The 18,236-nt window shown below is 71.5% G+C and carries 13 protein-coding genes and 6 tRNA genes; 8 read left to right on the plus strand and 11 right to left on the minus strand.

Translation table 11 applies throughout. The annotated features are described in order from the left end of the window. Positions 1 to 60: 60 nt before the first annotated feature. Both DT019_RS35610 and DT019_RS35615 read right to left on the minus strand, forming a co-directional pair. Positions 61 to 134, minus strand: a tRNA-Met gene (locus DT019_RS35610). 172 nt (positions 135 to 306) lie between these two features. Then, positions 307 to 1,587, minus strand: coding sequence for a hypothetical protein (locus DT019_RS35615; protein WP_114041145.1), 1,281 nt, complete (start codon positions 1,585 to 1,587; stop codon positions 307 to 309). A gap of 387 nt (positions 1,588 to 1,974) precedes the next feature. Between DT019_RS35615 and DT019_RS35620 the strand changes: the two genes are divergently transcribed. Then, positions 1,975 to 2,481: an HAD domain-containing protein gene (locus tag DT019_RS35620; RefSeq protein ID WP_189390234.1), complete on the plus strand. Its 507-nt coding sequence runs from the start codon at positions 1,975 to 1,977 to the stop codon at positions 2,479 to 2,481. 167 nt (positions 2,482 to 2,648) lie between these two features. On the opposite strand, the gene DT019_RS35625 is transcribed toward DT019_RS35620, so the two are convergent. The 5 genes from DT019_RS35625 to DT019_RS35645 all read right to left on the minus strand — a co-directional run bounded on the left by DT019_RS35625 (position 2,649) and on the right by DT019_RS35645 (position 8,201). Next, a tRNA-Lys gene (locus DT019_RS35625) sits at positions 2,649 to 2,721 on the minus strand. Positions 2,722 to 2,864: 143 nt separating this feature from the next. Next, positions 2,865 to 4,385, minus strand: a complete 1,521-nt coding sequence (locus tag DT019_RS35630; RefSeq protein WP_114041176.1) for an amino acid permease — start codon at positions 4,383 to 4,385, stop codon at positions 2,865 to 2,867. A 302-nt stretch (positions 4,386 to 4,687) separates the two neighbouring features. Then, on the minus strand, positions 4,688 to 6,934 hold the full coding sequence (locus DT019_RS35635; RefSeq protein ID WP_114041146.1) for a DEAD/DEAH box helicase: 2,247 nt from the start codon (positions 6,932 to 6,934) through the stop codon (positions 4,688 to 4,690). 211 nt (positions 6,935 to 7,145) lie between these two features. Then, positions 7,146 to 7,688, minus strand: a complete 543-nt coding sequence (locus DT019_RS35640) for a hypothetical protein (RefSeq protein ID WP_114041147.1) — start codon at positions 7,686 to 7,688, stop codon at positions 7,146 to 7,148. 162 nt (positions 7,689 to 7,850) lie between these two features. After that, entirely contained in the window at positions 7,851 to 8,201 is a 351-nt protein-coding gene (locus DT019_RS35645; RefSeq protein WP_189390236.1) for a metallopeptidase family protein, read from the minus strand. A gap of 59 nt (positions 8,202 to 8,260) precedes the next feature. On the opposite strand from DT019_RS35645, the gene DT019_RS35650 reads away from it, so the two are divergent. The 4 genes from DT019_RS35650 to DT019_RS35665 all read left to right on the plus strand — a co-directional run bounded on the left by DT019_RS35650 (position 8,261) and on the right by DT019_RS35665 (position 10,058). After that, positions 8,261 to 9,679 (plus strand): metallophosphoesterase, encoded by a 1,419-nt coding sequence (locus DT019_RS35650; protein WP_114041149.1) that lies wholly within the window; start codon positions 8,261 to 8,263, stop codon positions 9,677 to 9,679. 92 nt (positions 9,680 to 9,771) lie between these two features. Next, a tRNA-Glu gene (locus tag DT019_RS35655) sits at positions 9,772 to 9,844 on the plus strand. Between the two features lie 39 nt (positions 9,845 to 9,883). Continuing rightward, positions 9,884 to 9,958: transfer RNA gene (locus tag DT019_RS35660), tRNA-Asp, on the plus strand. A gap of 26 nt (positions 9,959 to 9,984) precedes the next feature. Beyond that, positions 9,985 to 10,058: transfer RNA gene (locus DT019_RS35665), tRNA-Phe, on the plus strand. A gap of 877 nt (positions 10,059 to 10,935) precedes the next feature. Here the strand turns inward: DT019_RS35665 and DT019_RS35670 are convergent. The 3 genes from DT019_RS35670 to DT019_RS35680 all read right to left on the minus strand — a co-directional run bounded on the left by DT019_RS35670 (position 10,936) and on the right by DT019_RS35680 (position 12,986). Then, a complete protein-coding gene (locus DT019_RS35670) occupies positions 10,936 to 11,757 on the minus strand; it encodes a cytochrome c biogenesis CcdA family protein (RefSeq protein WP_114041150.1) in 822 nt (273 codons plus the stop codon). After that, on the minus strand, positions 11,754 to 12,512 hold the full coding sequence (locus DT019_RS35675) for a DsbA family protein (protein ID WP_114041151.1): 759 nt from the start codon (positions 12,510 to 12,512) through the stop codon (positions 11,754 to 11,756). The genes DT019_RS35670 and DT019_RS35675 overlap by 4 nt, the downstream gene beginning before the upstream one ends. A 93-nt stretch (positions 12,513 to 12,605) precedes the next feature. Next, the gene (locus DT019_RS35680) at positions 12,606 to 12,986 is read right to left on the minus strand and encodes a hypothetical protein (protein WP_114041152.1); all 381 of its coding nucleotides are present in this window, start codon (positions 12,984 to 12,986) and stop codon (positions 12,606 to 12,608) included. A gap of 84 nt (positions 12,987 to 13,070) precedes the next feature. Between DT019_RS35680 and hrpA the strand changes: the two genes are divergently transcribed. The 3 genes from hrpA (at position 13,071) to DT019_RS39960 (ending at position 17,623) form a co-directional block, all read left to right on the plus strand. Then, a complete protein-coding gene (gene hrpA / locus DT019_RS35685) occupies positions 13,071 to 17,018 on the plus strand; it encodes an ATP-dependent RNA helicase HrpA (protein WP_114041153.1) in 3,948 nt (1,315 codons plus the stop codon). 90 nt (positions 17,019 to 17,108) lie between these two features. Beyond that, positions 17,109 to 17,183: transfer RNA gene (locus tag DT019_RS35690), tRNA-Asp, on the plus strand. 266 nt (positions 17,184 to 17,449) lie between these two features. Beyond that, the gene (locus tag DT019_RS39960) at positions 17,450 to 17,623 is read left to right on the plus strand and encodes a DUF6274 family protein (protein ID WP_189390238.1); all 174 of its coding nucleotides are present in this window, start codon (positions 17,450 to 17,452) and stop codon (positions 17,621 to 17,623) included. Between the two features lie 387 nt (positions 17,624 to 18,010). On the opposite strand, the gene bldC is transcribed toward DT019_RS39960, so the two are convergent. Next, positions 18,011 to 18,217, minus strand: coding sequence for a developmental transcriptional regulator BldC (bldC, locus tag DT019_RS35695; RefSeq protein ID WP_003949541.1), 207 nt, complete (start codon positions 18,215 to 18,217; stop codon positions 18,011 to 18,013). Positions 18,218 to 18,236 lie beyond the last annotated feature (19 nt).

Here is an 18,236-nt window from a genome sequence, read left to right on the forward strand (position 1 = left end):
GGCGGCTCCGGAGAACGCGAAGAGGCCCGGCACTCGAAAGTGCCGGGCCTCTTCGTTCAGTAGCGGGGACAGGATTTGAACCTGCGACCTCTGGGTTATGAGCCCAGCGAGCTACCGAGCTGCTCCACCCCGCGTCGGTGAACACAACTGTACGCCATTCGGAGAGGTGCTCCGCACCATTTACCGCGCGGCCCCGCGCCACCCTGGGACGCGCGTCACCGGCGTTGACCCCAACATGCCGCAGGGGCCCGGCAGTTGGCGCTCAGCGCCGGTGCCGGGCCCCTCGGGGCGTACGGGGTGATCGGGTCAGACGGACGAGCCGCGGCGGCGGCGCACGCCGAGCCAGGTGACCGCCGCGCCGAGTGCGACCAGGGCGGCGGCGACCCCCGCGTACAGGCCAGTGCGGGAGTCCGCCCCGGTGTGGGCGAGGCTGCCGGTGGCCGTGGCGGTGGCGAGGTTGGCGTCGGTCGCGGCGGCCGGGGCGGCGGTGACGGACGCGGCGGTCGCGGCGACGGGCTGCGCGGCGGGCGTGCCGGCGGGCTGGGCGGACGGCTTCCCGGCGGGCGCGGTCCCCTCGCTCTTCGGGCCGAGCGGGAACTGCACGTGGGCGTACTCGAACGGGTAGGTGTTGTCCGAGGGCAGCGCCACGCGGACCTCGGCCGTGATCGGGGTGACCTTCTTGAGCTGGGTGTGGACGCCCAGCGTGATCCGCAGCGGCAGGGTGTGCGGGCCGGAGGCGGCGCCGAAGCCCTTCGCGATCGTGGGCAGGGTGACGCTGTTGTCGCCCTCCACCTTCAGGTCCTGCCAGCGGCCGTCGATCAGGCCCTGCACGAAGAAGGCCGGGTCCTTGACCTGCGGGTCGGCGTACGAGAGGTAGAGGCGGCTGGTGAGCGCGCTGTTGAACGCGCCGTCGCCGGTGGCCAGGTAGTTCAGGTCGAGGAACTGGCGCTCGTTCGGGCCGTCCATGGTGGAGCCGGGCTTCTTCGTGAACCAGGTCTTCAGGTGGCCCGCCTTGATCTGCGGGTCCGCCTTGAAGGTGTGCGAGGCCTGGTGGTTTTGCGCCACCTCGCCGTTGAGGCTGGTGGCGGTGAGCTTGAAGTCGCCGTCGTTGGTCGGGTAGCCGGCGCCGAGGCCGACGGTGACCTTCCAGGTCAGCTTGCCGTTGGCCGGGACGTCGAAGCCGTCGCCCGTGCCCTTGCCTGCCGCCGGGTAGAACACGCCCTGCCAGCCGCCGTCCTGGTGCCCGACGAAGTACTTGGTGGCGGGCGCGTCCACCGCGTCGACCTTGAACACCACGTCGTTCGTCCGCAGCGGGCTGGCGCCGGTCGCGTCGCCGAGCATCCACGGGTGGAACGCCTGGGTCTTCTGCGCGGGGTTGCGCACGGTCAGCTCGAACGTCTCGGTCGCCCCGCCCCGGGTCAGCGGGCCGTTCGGCGCCGGGGTCCCCATCTCCATCACCAGCGGGCGCTGCGCGTCGTCGGACGGCGCGGCCTGCGCGGAGAGCGGCATCAGGACGGTGCCGGCGACGGCGGCGACAACGGCGGTGGCCGCGGGGCGGAAGAGGCGGTGGGCGATGCGAGCGGACATGGTGGACTCCCCCCAAGGAATCACAAGGGCTCTCTGCGCGGCGGCAGTCGGCGAAAGGAACGAGAAGGTTCAGCGGGCGAACGGCCGACCGCGGCAGAGCGCCGGGCCGACGGGTGTTCTCGATGCGCTGGGTGGTGCGAAGGTGCCGCCGCTTCGCCGGTCTTGCATCCCCCCGGCCGCTGCGATGTGCTCATCCTCTGCCAGAACCTGACCCCGAACGATCTCCGGATTGTCACCACTGGGCAACGGAGATCCCGGGCCTCGAAACGGTGTGCGGACCCCGGTCAGCGGGCGACCGACACGAGGCTCCGGACCAGCCCCAGTCGGCGGCCGACCGCGCACCTCACCCCGCAACACCGTGCGGAGGGCTCCCCTATCGTGCGCCCCATGATCACCCCCGCCCAGCGCCCGTACCTCTTCCTCGACGTCGACGGCCCACTCATCCCGTTCGGCGGCCCGGACGGACACCCGACCTACGGGGCGCCGGACACCGAGACCGCCAACCCCCTCCTGAACAGGCTGAATCCGGCGTACGGGCCCCGCCTGGCCAGGTTCTCCCACTCCTGCGACCTCGTCTGGGCCACCACGTGGATGGCTGATGCGAACGAGTGCCTCGCACCCCGACTCGGCCTCCCCGAACTGCCCGTCCTCGACTGGCCGGAACAGCCGGACGAGGACGAGCGGGCCGGGCTGCACTGGAAGACCCGGGCGCTGCTCGCCCACGCGGCCGGACGCCCGTTCATCTGGCTCGACGACGAGATCACGGAGATCGACCGCACCTGGGTGTCCGCCCACACCGGGGCCCGGGCCCTGCTCCACCGCGTCGACCCCCGCCGGGGCCTCACCGACGCGGACTTCACGGTGGTCGAGGAGTGGCTGCGCGCCGCGGGTTGAGGACCACGGACAGGGCGGTCGCCCCGGGGCCGGCGTCGAGCCAGGACGGCCCGCGCCGCGCGCACCCGGGCCGCAGCGCGGCCGCAACGGCTTCGGCCCGACCGGAGTCATCCGGTCGGGCCGAGGAATCACCAGGTCAGAAGAGGCGTCTCCGCCGCGCCGACCGGTAGGCCATGTCGGACTCGAACCGACAACCAACGGATTAAAAGTCCGCTGCTCTGCCAATTGAGCTAATGGCCCTTGGCGAGTCACCCCCGAGCATAGCCCGACGCCGCCCGGCAGCCGATCGGGTATCGGCTGTCGGGGCCGTCGCGGGTCGGGGGCGGGGGTCGTCCCGGCGCTCGCGGTGCGGACACAGCGGGTCGAATCCCCCGGGCGCGGCGCTACTCGCGCGGCCCGGCCGTGTCCGTCGGCCGCAGGAACCAGTGCCGGGCCGACGCCAGCCACCACACCGTCGCGAAGCCCAGGACGGCGAGGACCGCGATCGGGGCGTAGTTGAAGGTCTCCCACGTCACCGGGGACACCTGCGGCAGCATGAACAGGACTGTGATGACCGCCACCCAGGCCACCGCCACGACGCCGATCGGGCGCGACCAGCGGCCCAGGTGCCAGGGCCCCCGGGCGAAGGAGTCGCCGCGGAACAGGCGCAGCAGGGTCGGGATCACGTACGCGATGTAGAGGCCGATCACCGCGATCGAGGTCACGGCCGCGTACGCCGTCACGTTGATCAGGTAGGGCAGGCCCAGGACGAGGGCCGCTCCCGCCGCCAGCCACACCGCCGCCACCGGGGTGCGGGTGCGGGGGCTCACCGTGTGCCACAGCCGTGAGAAGGGCAGCGCGCCGTCGCGTGAAAAGGCGTAGATCATGCGGGAGTTGGCGGTCACCGAGGCCATTCCGCAGAACAGCTGGGCGCCGATCACCACGAGCAGGAGCAGCTTGCCGCCGGCCTCGCCGAGGGAGTCCAGCAGGATCTGGGCGGGGGGCGCGCCGGTGTCCGAGTTCAGCTGGGTGTCGTACGACCCGATCGCGTACGTGAAGCCGAGGAGGAGGACGAAGCCCGCTATCCAGGACGTCCAGATGGAGCGGACGATGCCGCGCGGGCCCGCCGTGGAGGCGTCGTGGGTCTCCTCCGTCATGTGCGCGGAGGCGTCGTACCCGGTGAAGGTGTACTGCGCCATCAGCAGGCCGATCAGGACCACGTACGCGCTGTTCGTGAAGCCGGTCTCGTTCACGAAGCGGGTGAAGACGAAGGAGGTGGACTGGTGCTTGCCGGGGACGAAGGCCAGGGCGGCCACGATCGCCACCACGCCCAGCACGTGCCACCACACGCTCACGCTGTTGAGGAACGCGACGATGCGCACCCCGAAGGTGTTCAGGAGGCCGTGGAGCAGCAGGATCGCCGCGAAGAGCAGGATCGTGCGGGCCGCGGTGACCTCGAAGCCGAACTGGAGGTTCAGGTACGCCCCGAGGAACGACGCCGCGCCGAAGTCGACGCCCGCCGTCACCGCGATCTGGCCCAGCACGTTGAACCAGCCCGTGAACCACGCCCACGCCGCGGCCTGGCGGGGCGGGGCGAGGCGGTGGGCCCAGAAGTAGAGGCCGGCCGAGGTGGGATAGGCCGAGCAGATCTCGGCCATCGCGAGCCCGACGACCAGCGTCATCAGGCCGACCACGACCCAGCCCCACGTGATGAGCGCCGGGCCGCCGGTCTTCATGCCGTACGCGTACATCGTCAGGCAGCCGGAGAGCACCGAGATGATCGTGAACGAGACGGCGTAGTTGGAGAAGGCCGACATGCGGCGGGCCAGGACCTGCTTGTAGCCCAACTGGGCCAGGAGTTCCTCGTCCGACCCCGGGGCCCCCTCGGGGGCGCCCTCGCTGGTGGTGCCGACGTCACTTGTCATGCCCCCGGTGATGCCCGCACCGGAGGCCTGACATGCCATCAGTCGGCTCAAGGAATGACCAGATCTGATCGCCCGCTCGCCCAACGTGGGCGCCAATGCAGCGACTTGTACATGTTCCAGCCGCCGCCGAGCGGGTTTCGCTCGCCCGCGCCCCAGCCCATGGCCGGGCCGCGCTACGCCGTCGACGGCACGGGATCGCGGCGGTCGGGGTGCGGACGGTCGCGCCCGCGCGGAAAGCGACAGGGCCCGCACCACACCCGGAGGGTGTCGTACGGGCCCTGTTGAGCCGTCAGGCAAAGGCGTCAGCCGTTGCGCTTCCAGCGGGGCTTGTCGTCGCGGCGGCCGCCAAAGGAACCGGTGTTGGAGCCGGAACCGCGGTGGTCGTCACGGCGGCCGTAGGGGCGGTCGTGGCCGGAGCGGAAGCCGCCGCCCGAGGGGCGGTCGTCACGGCGGTCGCGGTTGAACGGACGGTCGCTGCCACCGCGGTTGAAGCCGCCGCGGTCGCCACCGCGGTCATCGCGGTTGAAACCACCCGAGGGGCGGTCGTCACGACGGAAACCACCGGAGGGACGGTCGTCGCGGCGGAAACCGCCACGGTCGCCACCGCGGTCGTCACGGTTGAAGCCACCCGAGGGGCGGTCGTCACGACGGAAACCACCCGACGGACGGTCGTCGCGGCGGAAGCCACCACGGTCGCCACCGCGGTCGTCACGGTTGAAACCACCCGACGGACGGTCGTCACGACGGAAACCACCCGACGGACGGTCGTCGCGGCGGAAACCACCACGGTCGCCACCGGAGGGACGGTCGTCACGACGGAAGCCGCCGGAGGGACGGTCGTCGCGGCGGAAGCCACCCGAGGGGCGGTCGTCACGACGGTCGCGGTTGAAGCCACGGTCGCCACCACGGTTGTCGCGGCGGTCGAAGTTGCCCCGGTCGTCGCGGCGCTGGAAGCCACCGCGGTCCTCGCGGGACTCCTGCTGGGCCGGCACGGCAGCGGCGGCGGCAGCAGCCGCGACCTCGGCCTCGGCCTCGGCGACGACCTCGGCGACGGCGGCCTCAGGGTCCTCACCGCGCTCGCGGGCGGCGCGGGCCACCAGGCGGTCGGCCTCCTCGCGGAGCTCGGCGGCACGCCGGGTCAGGCGCTCCAGCTGCTGGGTGAGGTCGGCGACCTCGCGCTCGGCCTGCTTGGCCGAGTTGTTCGCGGAGTCGGCCTGGACCTCGGTCAGCGAACGGGCGCCGGTGATCTCGGCGACCTCCGGGTCGAACGCGCCGGCGCTCTGGATGATGTGGCGCGAGGCGTCGACGCCCGCGTCCTCCATCAGCCGGAAGATCTGGCGGCGCTGGTGCGGCAGCGAGAGGGAGACGACGACACCGGACTTGCCGGCGCGGGCGGTACGGCCCGAACGGTGCAGGTAGTCCTTGTGGTCACCGGCCGGGTCCACGTTGAGGACCAGGTCGATGCCGTCGACGTGGATGCCGCGCGCGGCGACGTCGGTGGCGACCAGGGCGTTGACGTAGCCCTTCTTGAAGTCCTCCAGGACGCGGGTGCGGGCACCCTGCGTCATGCCGCCGTGCAGCGCGTCGGCCTTCACGCCCGACTCGCACAGCTGCTCAGCGATGCGGTCCGCGCCCAGCTGGGTGCGGACGAAGATGATCGTGCGGCCCTTGCGGGCGGCGATGGCGGCCGTGACCGGCGCCTTGTCCTTCGGCTTCACGACGAGGACGTGGTGGGTCATGGTCGAGACGTTGCCCTGCGCGCTGTCGACCTCGTGCGTGACGGGGTTCGTCAGGTAGCGCTTGACCAGGGTGGAGATCTCGTTCTCCATGGTCGCGGAGAACAGCATGCGCTGGCCGCCGCCGGGGATCTGGTCGAGCAGCTCGGTGACCTCGGGCAGGAAGCCCAGGTCGGACATCTGGTCGGCCTCGTCGAGGACGGCGACCTGGACGTTGGCGAGCGAGCAGGCGCCACGGTTGATGAGGTCGCGCAGACGGCCCGGGGTGGCGACGAGGACGTCGACTCCGCGCTCCAGGGCGTAGATCTGGTTGCTCATCGACGTACCGCCGCAGACGACCTTCATCTTCAGGCCGAGCACGTCGCCGTACGGCTGGAGGGCGTCCGCGACCTGCATCGCGAGCTCACGCGTCGGCGTGAGGATGATCGCGCGGGGCTTCTTCTTCTCGGTGTGCCCGCCGGCCAGCGCGGCCAGGGTGGGCAGACCGAAGGAGAGGGTCTTGCCGGAGCCGGTGCGGCCACGGCCGAGGATGTCCTTGCCGGCCAGGGCGTCCGGGATGGTCGCGGCCTGGATCGGGAAGGGGGTGGTCACCCCGTTCTGGGCGAGCTTGCGCACGACGCCCTCGGGCAGACCGAGGTCCGCGAAGGTGACGGTCGGCTCGGTGTTCTCGTCCGCCTCGGACTCGACGATCTCGACGACCTCGATGACGTCGGAGGCGGCTACGGCCTCCACGACGTCGTTCTCACGGGCCTCGATGGAGTCGTTGTTCTCGTTCTCGGGCAGGACGGAGTGATCAGTGCTGGAAATGGACATGCGAAATGCGAAACCTTCCGGAGTCTCGGCACGCGCCCGTCAACTCCGTGAATTCGCAATTCGACCGCCTCAATGCGGTCAGCCACGGCTAGGGAGAGTACGCGCCACACGGCGCTCTTCTGTGGCTTTTCCACCAAAGAGGGCCGGGCAATGGGATCAAACGATCTACTACCATACGCACCCCCACCCCCCTAAGGCAAACCGAGTCCCCCTAAACCGGTCCGACCTGCGGTGATGCACTGGGCTCCGACTGGAGCGGAGGCTGATTCCGGCGCAGCGCGCTGTTGTGGGTGTCGGCCCCCGGGGTCGTGGACGGCGAGGGCGCCGGGGTCGACGGCACCGGGCTCGGCGACGGCGGGGCGGGCGGCGGGCTGGGGGCGGGGTGGCTCGCCGGCGGGGCCGGGTGCGAGGGGCCGCCCCGCGAGGGTTTGGCGGGGCCCGGACCGCCGGGCTTCGGATTGCCGCCCGCCGAGGGCGCGGCCGGTCCCGGCGCCCCGGGCGACCCGCTGGGGCCGACCGCCCCGGACGGCCCGCCGGCCGTCTTCGCGTCGTGCTTGCCGGTACGCCCCTTGCCCGCGCCGGCTCCGCCCTTGTCCTCCTCCGGCCTGGCCGCCTCGCCGTGCCGCCCGACGGACGCCGAGGGCTTGGGGCCGCTCTCGTTGTCGCTCACGCTCATACAGCCCGCCGACGCCGTGAGCACCAGGACGGTCACGGCCAGCTCGGCCAGGCGGACAGGGGTGGTCAACTGGCGCACGGGGGCACCTCCGGGACGGGAGAGCGATGGGGTCGTACGTTCCAACTCCCGGCGCCCCGCCGGGGACACGCCCGGGCCGCACCCGGCTTGCGCCCGACATCCGTCCGAGCACGCTCGGGGGCCGGGCGCCGGCACCCGACCCCGAAGTCCGCCCCCGGGGCCTCAGCCGTACCCGAGCGCGTGGAGGCGTTCGTCGTCGATGCCGAAGTGGTGGGCGATCTCGTGAACCACCGTCACCTCCGTCTCGGCGACGATTTCTTCGCGGGTGGCGCACATCCGCAGCGTGGGGCCCCGGAAGATGGTGATCCGGTCGGGCAGCACCCCCGCGTACCACTCGCCGCGGTCGGTGAGCGGGGTTCCCTCGTAGAGGCCGAGCAGCTCGGGGTCGTCCGCCGGGGGCTCGTCCTCGACGAACACCGCCACGTTGTCCATCAGCCGCGTCAGCTCCGGCGGGATCCGGTCCAGCGCCTCGCCGACCAGTTCCTCGAACTCCTCGCGCGTCATCTCCAGCACCCGGCCATTGTCGGGCACGCCCCGGCATACGGGCGCGCCGAAAAGGGCATACGGCCCCAATGCGAGCCATGTCCGTAACCCGCCAGGCCCTGGTCCGGGCGGCGGGCCTGTGCTGCGTCGTGCTGGTCGGCGCGTGGCTCGGGCTCCTGGTCGTCGGCAACGTCCGCACCCCCGTGGGCCCCATGGACACCACCATGACCCTGCGTCCCTCGCTGACCGGCGGCACCAAGATCAACGTGTCGCCGCTCGGCGCCCTCGAACTCCGCTCGCACCTCGCGCCGCTCCGCCTGGACGTCGATGTCGACCGGCTCGACCCGGAGCGCGCCCAGGCCCTGGTCAGCCACCCCGAACGGATCTCCGGGCTCCAGCAGGAGATCGCCCGCGACGTCGGCCAGGGTGCCCGGGACGTGGCCCTGCGCTCGTGCGTGGCGGTCGTCTCCGGCGCGACGGCGCTCGGCCTCGCCGTCTACCGCCGCCCGCGCCGCGCCCTGGCCGCCGGCGGGCTCTCGCTCACCTTGCTCGCCGCGTGCGGCCTCTCGGCGTACGCCACCTGGAACCCCGAGTCGGTCATGGAGCCGAAGTACTCGGGCCTGCTCACCTCGGCCCCGCAGGTGGTGGGCAACGCGCGCTCCATCGTGACCGAATTCGGCGTCTACCAGGAGGAGTTGGCGAAGCTCGTCACCAACGTCACCAAGCTCTACGACACCGCCTCCACCCTCCCCGCCTACCAGCCGGACCCGGCCACCCTGCGGGTGCTGCACGTCTCGGACATCCACCTCAACCCGGCCGCGTGGCACATCATCGCCTCGCTCGTCACCCAGTACCGGATCGACGTGATCATCGACTCCGGCGACACCATGGACCACGGCAGCACCGCCGAGAACCGCTTCCTGGACGCGATCCCCGACCTCGGCGCCCCCTACGTCTGGGTGCGCGGCAACCACGACTCGGCGGCGACCCAGCACTATGTGGCCGGGCTCAAGGGGGCGCACGTCCTGGACGACGGGCAGGCCGTCACGATCGCGGGCGTACGCATCGCGGGGATCGGCGACCCCCAGTTCACCCCGGACCGCTCCACGGCGGACACCGACCCCGACGGCGCCGAACGCGCGGCCGGGGGCCGGCTCGCCGCCGCCCTGCGCGCCGAGAGCCGCGCGGGCACCCCGGCCGACATCGCGGTCACCCACGAGCCGGCGGCGGCGCGCGAGACCGACGGCACGGTTCCGCTGGTCCTGGCCGGGCATCTGCACCACCGCGAGACGGAGGTCATGAAGCTCGGCACCCGCCTGAAGGTGGAGGGCTCCACGGGCGGCGGCGGCCTGCGCGCCCTCCAGAACAAGGACCCGGAACAGGTCCGCGCCTCGGTGCTCTACCTCGACAGCACCACCCGCCGCCTCCAGGCCTGGGACGAGGTGACGCTGGGCGGCCTGGGCCTGACCACGGCCGAGGTGAGCCGCCATCTGCCCACCCCCCGGTGACCTCCCGGGAAACCGTTTTGGCGATACCTCCCCGCATCCCATATGCTTCTCACGTCCCCGACGCGCTGCGAAGCGCCCAGGCGGGCCAATTAGCCCTCATCGTCTAGTGGCCCAGGACGCCGCCCTTTCAAGGCGGTAGCACGGGTTCGAATCCCGTTGGGGGCACGCACAATCCTGTGCGAGACTTGGTCTCGCACAAAGCTTGGTCCTGTGGAGCAGTTTGGAGTGCTCGCCACCCTGTCAAGGTGGAGGCCGCGGGTTCAAATCCCGTCAGGACCGCTGTGGTTCACCTCGGTGAAGCACGTGGCTGGGTAGCTCAGTTGGTACGAGCGATCGCCTGAAAAGCGATAGGTCGCCGGTTCGACCCCGGCCCCAGCCACCCCAGAAAGCCCCGCCCCTCCGGCGGGGCTTTCCCCGTTCCGGGGCCTCGGCCCCCAACCCCGCTCTCATCCGCAGACCGCGCCCACCACTCGCGCAGTTCCCCGCGCCCCTAAGCACCCGGGCCTCGGCCCCCCGCCCCGCTCTCGTCCGCGGACCGTGCTCGCTTGTTCGCGCAGTTCCCCGCGCCCCTGGGCACCCAGTGCATGCCAGCACCCGGGCCTCGGCCCCCCAACCTGCTCCCGTCCGCGGACCGCGCCCACCACTCGCGCAGTTCCCCGCGCCCCTGAGCACCCGGGCCTCGGCCCCCCGCCCCGCTCTCGTCCGCGGACCGTGCTCGCTTGTTCGCGCAGTTCCCCGCGCCCCTGGGCACCCAGTGCATGCCAGCACCCGGGCCTCGGCCCCCCAACCCCGCTCTCATCCGCAGACCGCGCCCACCACTCGCGCAGTTCCCCGCGCCCCTTAACCCCGATGTCGACCTCGCGCCGTGCGTGGTTGTTCGCGCAGTTCCCCGCGCCCCTGACAGCACTGTGCTGGCCAGCGCAGGCAACCTCAGCCCGTCATGGGGGTCCCCCCTGGCCCTAGAGGCCTTGGGGGAGATTGAGGACGAGCGCCGTTCGGGCGCGAACGGGGGTGCAGGGGGCGGAGCCCCCGCCGGGGTCCGAGGGGCGGAGCCCCTCAAGGGGGTTTGGGGGCGCAGCCCCCAAGGCTCAGCCCATCCAACCCCCTGCACGGGCGGGCGGGTGGGAAAACCCCCGGGGGTCTGGGGCGCAGCCCCAGGGGCGGAACCCACCAACCCCCTGCACGGGCGGGCGGGTGGGCAAGCCCCCCGGGGTCTGGGGCGGAGCCCCAGGGCTCAGCTCATCCGCCCCCCGGGGCTAGGGGGTGCGGCGGCGGGCCCGCAGGGCCAGGGTGGTCACCGCCCCGCCCGCGAGGGCGAGGAGCAGCACCCAGTCCGGGACCGCGTCCCCGATGCCCCGCGCCCACTCCTCCACCGCGTACGAGTCGTCCACGTCCAGCAGCCCCGGCAGCCCCGTCGCTCCGTCGTACGCCAGGAACAGGCCGCCCAGAGCGATGAAGAACAGGCCCGAGAGCAGGGACGTCGTGTGCAGTTCGAAGCGGCCGAGCCGCACGACCCGGCCGCGCAGCCACGCGCGGCCGCCCAGTTCGAAGCGTTCCCAGAGCAGGGCGAGCAGGAAGAGGGGGACCGCCATGCCCAGGGCGTACACCGCGAGCAGCAGGCCGCCGTAGACCGGGCTGCCGCTCACCGCCGCCACCGTCAGGACGCTGCCCAGGATCGGGCCCGCGCAGAACCCCGCGAGGCCGTAGACCGCGCCCAGCGCGTACACGGACAGCGCCGTCGTGGGACGGATCCGCCCCGACAGCTCGGTCATGCGGCGGCTCGCGAAGCCCATGCCCACGATCTGGGCGACGCCGAGCGCGATGATCAGCCAGCCACCGAAGAGCACCAGCTGGTCGCGGTGGCCGTAGAAGATCCGCCCCGCGTACGAGCCCGCCGCGCCCAGCGGCACGAGGGTGGTGGCCAGGCCCGCGTAGAAGATGCCGGTGCGGGCGAGCAGCTTGGTGCGACTGGAGATCGAGTACGCGAAGAACGCGGGCAGGAGCAGCGCGCTGCACGGGCTGAGCAGGGCGAGCAGGCCGCCCAGGAACGCGGCGAGGTAACCGATGTCCGGGGTCACTTCTTCGCCGCCGCCGCGTCGATGACCTGCTCGAAGGAGTCCAGCGGCTGGGCGCCGGCGAGGGGGGTGCCGTTGATGAGGAAGGACGGGGTGGAGCTGGCGCCAAGCCCGTACGCCTCGTCCTGGTCCTTCTTCACCGCCGCCTTCGCCGCGGCGCTGTCCAGGTCCGCGGCGAAGCGGGCCGCGTCCGGCACGCCCGCCTCCTTGGCCAGCTCCTTCAGACGGTCGGCGCCGAACCCCTTCTCCTTGGACCCCTCGGCGTAGGCCGCGGCGTGGAACTGCCAGAACCTCCCCTGCTGCCCGGCCGCCCAGGCTCCCCGCGCGGCCGCCTCCGACTCTGCGCCGAAGATCGGGAAGTTGCGCCACTCGATGCGCAGGGTGCCGTTGTCGACGTACTTCTTCACCAGCGCGGGCTCGGTGTCGCGGGCGAACTTGCCGCAGTACGAGCACTTGAAGTCGGCGTACTCGATCATCACGACCGGCGCGTCCGCGCGGCCCTGGGCCAGCGGGTCCTTCGCGTCGCGCCGGGCCAGCGCGGCCAGTTCGGGGTGGCCGCCGGCGGCCGGGTCGGCGGTGGACGCGGAGTCGTTCACGGTGGGCTTCGCGCCCGGGGAGGTCGCCTGGTAGGAGGCGATCCCGAGGACGGCCGCTGCGGCCAGCACGGCCGCGCCGATCAGATACGGCTTCCGGGACGCGGCGGCCCTGGCGTTCTTCGCGGCCTTGCCGGGCTTCGGGGACTTCGTGTTCTTGGGCATGCGGAACTCCGGTGCGTACGGCGATCCCGTACGAGAAGACGATCCCGTACGAGAAGGGAAGGGGGACGGCGGTCGCTGGGCGGGACCGGCCGTCTAGACCCTGAGCACCGAGAGTTCGACGGGGCCGGGCGCGGTGAGCGTGGGGCCGCGCACCGGCGGGTTGCGGTGGGCCGCGTACAGGCCGCACAGCGCGGCGGGGGCGCCCCGGTCCGCCAGAACGGGCGCCTGGTCGTGGGCGGTGCGGGCCCGCACGGGAGCGGCGGGATCGGAATCCTGGTGGCGGCCGCCCTGCTTGCAGCCGGGTGCGGCCGAGCCGTCCGTGAAGGCGGGCGCCGACGCCTTCTTCGCCGCCGCGCCGGGGGCGGGGGCGGCCGATGCCGTCGAGGCCGGCCCGCACAGCGCCGCCGCGAGCACCCCGAGCACCAGCAGCAGCGCCGCGGCGAGGCGGCGGCGCGGGGCACGGGAGCGGGGCATGCCCGAAATGGTACGGGGTGGGCCCCGGATCACGCCTAAATGCGTTCGCCACTCGTCCGCGGCGGGTGAGATCCTGAATCAGGTATGTCTACTTCCTTCGCCGATCTCCAGACACTGCTCGACGGGGCCTCGCTGCGCGACGCCCACCGTCTGGGCCGCCGTCTCGAAGGCGCCCGCCGCATCCGCAAGCCCGAGGCCCGGCAGGCCGTGCTCGACGAGATCGCCGCCGAGGCCCAGAAGTCCGCCGACCGCATCGCCCGGCGGTCCGCCCGCATGCCCGGGATCACCTATCCCGAGCAGCTCCCGGTCAGCCAGAAGAAGGACGAGATCCTGGAGGCGATACGTGACCACCAGGTCGTGATCGTCGCGGGTGAGACCGGCTCGGGCAAGACCACCCAGATCCCCAAGATCTGCATGGAGCTGGGCCGCGGCGTGCGCGGCATGATCGGGCACACCCAGCCCCGCAGGATCGCGGCCCGCACGGTCGCGGACCGCATCGCGGAAGAGCTGAGGACCCCGCTCGGCGAGGCGGTCGGCTGGAAGGTCCGGTTCACCGACCAGGTCGACCAGGACGCGACGTTCGTGAAGCTGATGACCGACGGCATCCTGCTCGCCGAGATCCAGACGGACCGCGAGCTGCGCGCCTACGACACGATCATCATCGACGAGGCCCACGAGCGGTCCCTCAACATCGACTTCCTGCTGGGGTATCTGGCCCAGCTCCTGCCGAAGCGCCCCGATCTGAAGGTCGTCATCACCTCGGCGACCATCGACCCCGAGCGCTTCTCGCGGCACTTCGGCGACGCCCCGATCGTCGAGGTCAGCGGCCGTACGTATCCGGTCGAGGTGCGGTACCGGCCGCTCCTCGAAGAGGCCTCTGAAGACACAGCAGACACAGCAGACACAGCGGACTCCGACCGCGACCAGATCACCGCGATCTGCGACGCCGTGGACGAGCTCCAGTCCGAGGGCCCCGGCGACATCCTGGTCTTCCTCTCGGGCGAGCGCGAGATCCGCGACACCGCGGACGCGCTGATCAAGAAGAACCTCCGCGCGACCGAGGTGCTCCCCCTCTACGCGCGCCTCTCGCACGCCGAGCAGCACCGCGTCTTCCAGCAGCACAGCGGCCGCCGGATCGTGCTGGCGACCAACGTGGCCGAGACCTCGCTGACCGTGCCGGGCATCAAGTACGTCATCGACCCCGGCACCGCCCGCATCTCGCGCTACAGCCACCGCACCAAGGTGCAGCGCCTGCCGATCGAGCCGGTCTCGCAGGCCAGCGCCAACCAGCGCAAGGGCCGCTGCGGCCGTACGTCCGACGGCATCTGCATCCGGCTCTACTCCGAGGACGACTTCCTCACCCGCCCGGAGTTCACCGACGCCGAGATCCTGCGCACCAACCTGGCCTCCGTCATCCTCCAGATGACCGCGGCCGGCCTCGGCGACATCGAGAAGTTCCCCTTCATCGACCCGCCGGACCACCGCAACATCCGCGACGGCGTCCAACTCCTGCAAGAACTGGGCGCGTTGGACCCTTCGGAGAAGGACCCGAAGAAGCGGCTCACCCAGCAAGGGCGCAAGCTCTCGCAGCTCCCCGTGGACCCGCGGCTGGCCCGCATGGTCCTGGAGGCCGACAAGAACGGCTGCGTGCGCGAGGTCATGGTGATCGCGGCCGCGCTCTCCATCCAGGACCCGCGCGAGCGCCCCAGCGACAAGCAGACGCAGGCCGACCAGCAGCACGCCCGCTTCAAGGACGAGACCAGCGACTTCCTGGCCTACCTCAACCTGTGGCGGTACGTCCGCGAGCAGCAGAAGGAGCGCGGCTCCTCCAGCTTCCGCCGGATGTGCAAGCAGGAGTACCTGAACTTCCTGCGCATCCGCGAGTGGCAGGACATCTACTCGCAGCTGCGCACGGTCGCCAAGACCATGGGCATCCACCTCAACGAGGAGGACGCGCCCGAACAGTCCGTGCACACCTCGCTGTTGGCGGGCCTGCTCTCGCACATCGGCCTCAAGGACACCGACAAGAACGAGTACCTCGGCGCCCGCGGCGCCAAGTTCGCGGTCTTCCCGGGCTCGGCGCTGTTCAAGAAGCAGCCCAAGCTCGTGATGTCGGCGGAGCTGGTGGAGACCTCCCGGCTGTGGGCCCGGGTCAACGCGAAGATCGAGCCCGAGTGGATCGAGCCGCTCGCCCAGCACCTGGTCAAGCGCACCTACAGCGAGCCGCACTGGGAGAAGGACCAGGCCGCGGTGATGGCGTACGAGCGCGTCACGCTGTACGGCGTGCCGATCGTAGCCAACCGCAAGGTCAACTACGGCCGCATCGACCCCGAGGCCTCCCGCGAGCTGTTCATCCGCAACGCCCTGGTCGAGGGCGACTGGCGCACGCACCACAAGTTCTTCGCGGACAACCGCAAACTCCTCACCGAGGTCGAGGAGTTGGAGCACCGCGCCCGCCGCCGCGACATCCTGGTGGACGACGAGACCCTGTACGACTTCTACGACCAGCGGGTGCCCGAACACGTCGTGTCCGGCGCCCACTTCGACTCGTGGTGGAAGCACAAGCGGCGCGACGAGCCCGAACTCCTCGATTTCGAGCGCGAGATGCTCATCAACGAGAAGGCCGGGGCCGTCACCAAGGACGACTACCCCGACTCCTGGCGCCAGGGCCCGCTGAAGTTCCGGGTGACCTACCAGTTCGAGCCGGGCGCGGACGCGGACGGCGTGACCGTGCACGTGCCGCTCCAGGTCCTGAACCAGGTCACCGACGAGGGCTTCGACTGGCAGATCCCGGGCCTGCGCGAAGAGGTCGTCACCGAGCTGATCCGTTCCCTGCCGAAGCCGATCCGCCGCCATTACGTACCGGCGCCCAACTACGCCTCGAAGTTCCTGGACCGCGCGGTTCCGTTGCAGGAGCCCCTGCCGGTGACGCTGGCCCGGGAACTCCAGCGGATGGTGGGCGTCCCGGTCACGGCCGACGACTTCGACCTGAGCCGCGTCCCGGACCACCTCAAGATCACGTTCCGGATCGTCGACGAGCGGCGCCGCAAGCTCGCCGAGGACAAGGACCTGGAGGCGCTCAAGCTCCAGCTGCGCCCGAAGGCCCGTCGGGCCCTGTCCCAGGCCGCCGCGGCGACCGCGGGCCCCTCGGGCGAGTCCATCGAGCGCTCGGGCCTCACGGACTGGACGATCGGCACCCTGACGAAGGTCTTCGAGACCCGCAGGGCCGGCCAGCCGGTGAAAGCCTTCCCGGCGCTCGTGGACGCGGGCGACACCGTCTCCGTACGCCTCTTCGACACCGAGGCCGAGCAGCAGCAGGCGATGTGGCGCGGCACCCGCAGGCTGATCCTCCTGAACATCCCGGTGAACCCGGCCAAGTTCGCCTCGGACAAGCTCACCAACCAGCAGAAGCTCGCCCTGTCGCGCAATCCGCACGGGTCGATCCAGGCGCTCTTCGACGACTGCGCCATGGCGGCGGCGGACAAGCTGATCGCCGACCACGGCGGCCCGGCGTGGGACGAGGAATCGTTCCGCAAGCTGTACGACAGGGTCCGCGCGGACCTGGTGGACACGACGGTGCGCACCGTCGGCCAGGTGCAGCAGATCCTGGCCGCCTGGCAAGCCTGTGAGCGCCGCCTGAAGGCCACGAACAGCCTGACCCTGGTCAACAACGTCACGGACGTACGGAACCAGCTGGCGGCCCTCGTGCCGCCGGGCTTCGTGACGATGACCGGCCTCAAGCGCCTGCCCGACCTGATGCGCTACCTGGTCGCGGTCGACCGCCGCCTCCAGCAGATGCCGACGGCCGTCCAGCGCGACACCACGCGCATGGAGAAGGTCCACGAGATGCAGGACGAGTACGCCTGGCTCCTGGAGCAGCTCCCGCGGGGGCGGCCCGTTCCGCAGCAGGTCCTGGACATCCGCTGGATGATCGAGGAGCTGCGGGTGAGCTACTTCGCGCACGCGCTGGGCACGGCGTTCCCGGTCTCCGACAAGCGGATCGTGAAGGCGATCGACGCGGCGGCGCCGTAGTGCGGCTATCGCTGTGAGTGAGTTCGACCTGACCCGCTGACCTGCTGTACAGTCTCACTCGCAGCCAAGCACCAACGGGCTGCGAAACAAGGTCCTGTGGAGCAGTTTGGAGTGCTCGCCACCCTGTCAAGGTGGAGGCCGCGGGTTCAAATCCCGTCAGGACCGCAGTAGATCCAGAGCCCGCATCCGTCACCGGATGCGGGCTCTGGTGTTTCCGGGCACAGAGCGGCCCCGCCGCGCGCCCGTCCCCCGCCGGGATCGGCCCACGGGCCCCCGTGCGGCCCGCACGGCCCCCAGCGCCCCCGCAGCGGACGCCCCGGGCGGATCGGCCCCTTCGGCGGCCCGCGGGGTTCACGCCGTCTTGACGGGGGCACCTGCCGCCGGTACCCCTGCAAGGGAGAGGGGTTCGGGGGCTCCCCAGGAGGTGGTGCATGACGGCGCCGTCGAGGCACGAGATACGGGCGCTGCTGCGCGCCCACCTGTCGGCCGCTCTGGGCTACCGCCACCTCACCCGGCACTGCGCGGTCTGCCACCGGCTCCTGCGGCTCGCCATGGAGGTCGGCGAGCCCGCGCGGCCCGAGGACGAAAGTCCCCCCAACCGGTGACCTATGGCGGGCCGGTGGCCGTCCGCGCGGTGGGAGGCTCGGAAGGAGGGCTCCTGACGGTGTGACGCGAGTCACGGAATGAGTTTGGGGAACGGGTGAACTTACACACCCCATACAACGCCCCGATTTAATATGTGCAATTGCACCACCTGTGAAGGTGGGGCCGGGGAGCCACCGGAAGGACCCCCTCCGGTGCGGCGGCGGGACCGCCCGGGAGCCTGCCGGAAGTGCCGGACAAGGCCGGACATAAAAAGATCGCGCTGGACCCGGCGGAGTCCAGCGCGATCAATGACGCGGCCCGTTGGGGCGGGCTGGGCGTCATGTGGAGCTATAGGCGGGCTGATCGGGGTGGGGGCCCCGGTAACGCCCGGATTATTGGGGTGTTGTTCAGGCCTCGCTGCGCTGCTGCGGAATACCCGCCAGCAGTGCGCGGACCTCTGCCTCGCGGTACCGGCGATGCCCACCCAGCGTGCGGATGGACGTGAGCTTGCCGGCCTTGGCCCAGCGGGTCACCGTCTTCGGGTCCACGCGGAACATCGTGGCAACCTCAGCCGGGGTCAGCAGCGGCTCGGCATCAGGGGTGCGAGCGGTCATGAGCGGCCTCCTCGGGAGA

The sequence above is a fragment of the Streptomyces sp. SDr-06 genome (assembly GCF_003324565.1).
In the GTDB taxonomy this organism is placed as follows: domain Bacteria; phylum Actinomycetota; class Actinomycetes; order Streptomycetales; family Streptomycetaceae; genus Streptomyces.

Coding starts and splice junctions, on each gene's coding strand:
- DT019_RS35615 (WP_114041145.1), bottom strand. CDS start 1,587: ATGTCCGCTCGCATCGCCCACCGCCTCTTCCGCCCCGCGGCCACCGCC.
- DT019_RS35620 (WP_189390234.1), top strand. CDS start 1,975: ATGATCACCCCCGCCCAGCGCCCGTACCTCTTCCTCGACGTCGACGGC.
- DT019_RS35630 (WP_114041176.1), bottom strand. CDS start 4,385: ATGACAAGTGACGTCGGCACCACCAGCGAGGGCGCCCCCGAGGGGGCC.
- DT019_RS35635 (WP_114041146.1), bottom strand. CDS start 6,934: ATGTCCATTTCCAGCACTGATCACTCCGTCCTGCCCGAGAACGAGAAC.
- DT019_RS35650 (WP_114041149.1), top strand. CDS start 8,261: ATGCGAGCCATGTCCGTAACCCGCCAGGCCCTGGTCCGGGCGGCGGGC.
- DT019_RS35675 (WP_114041151.1), bottom strand. CDS start 12,512: ATGCCCAAGAACACGAAGTCCCCGAAGCCCGGCAAGGCCGCGAAGAAC.
- DT019_RS35680 (WP_114041152.1), bottom strand. CDS start 12,986: ATGCCCCGCTCCCGTGCCCCGCGCCGCCGCCTCGCCGCGGCGCTGCTG.
- hrpA (WP_114041153.1), top strand. CDS start 13,071: ATGTCTACTTCCTTCGCCGATCTCCAGACACTGCTCGACGGGGCCTCG.
- DT019_RS39960 (WP_189390238.1), top strand. CDS start 17,450: ATGACGGCGCCGTCGAGGCACGAGATACGGGCGCTGCTGCGCGCCCAC.
- bldC (WP_003949541.1), bottom strand. CDS start 18,217: ATGACCGCTCGCACCCCTGATGCCGAGCCGCTGCTGACCCCGGCTGAG.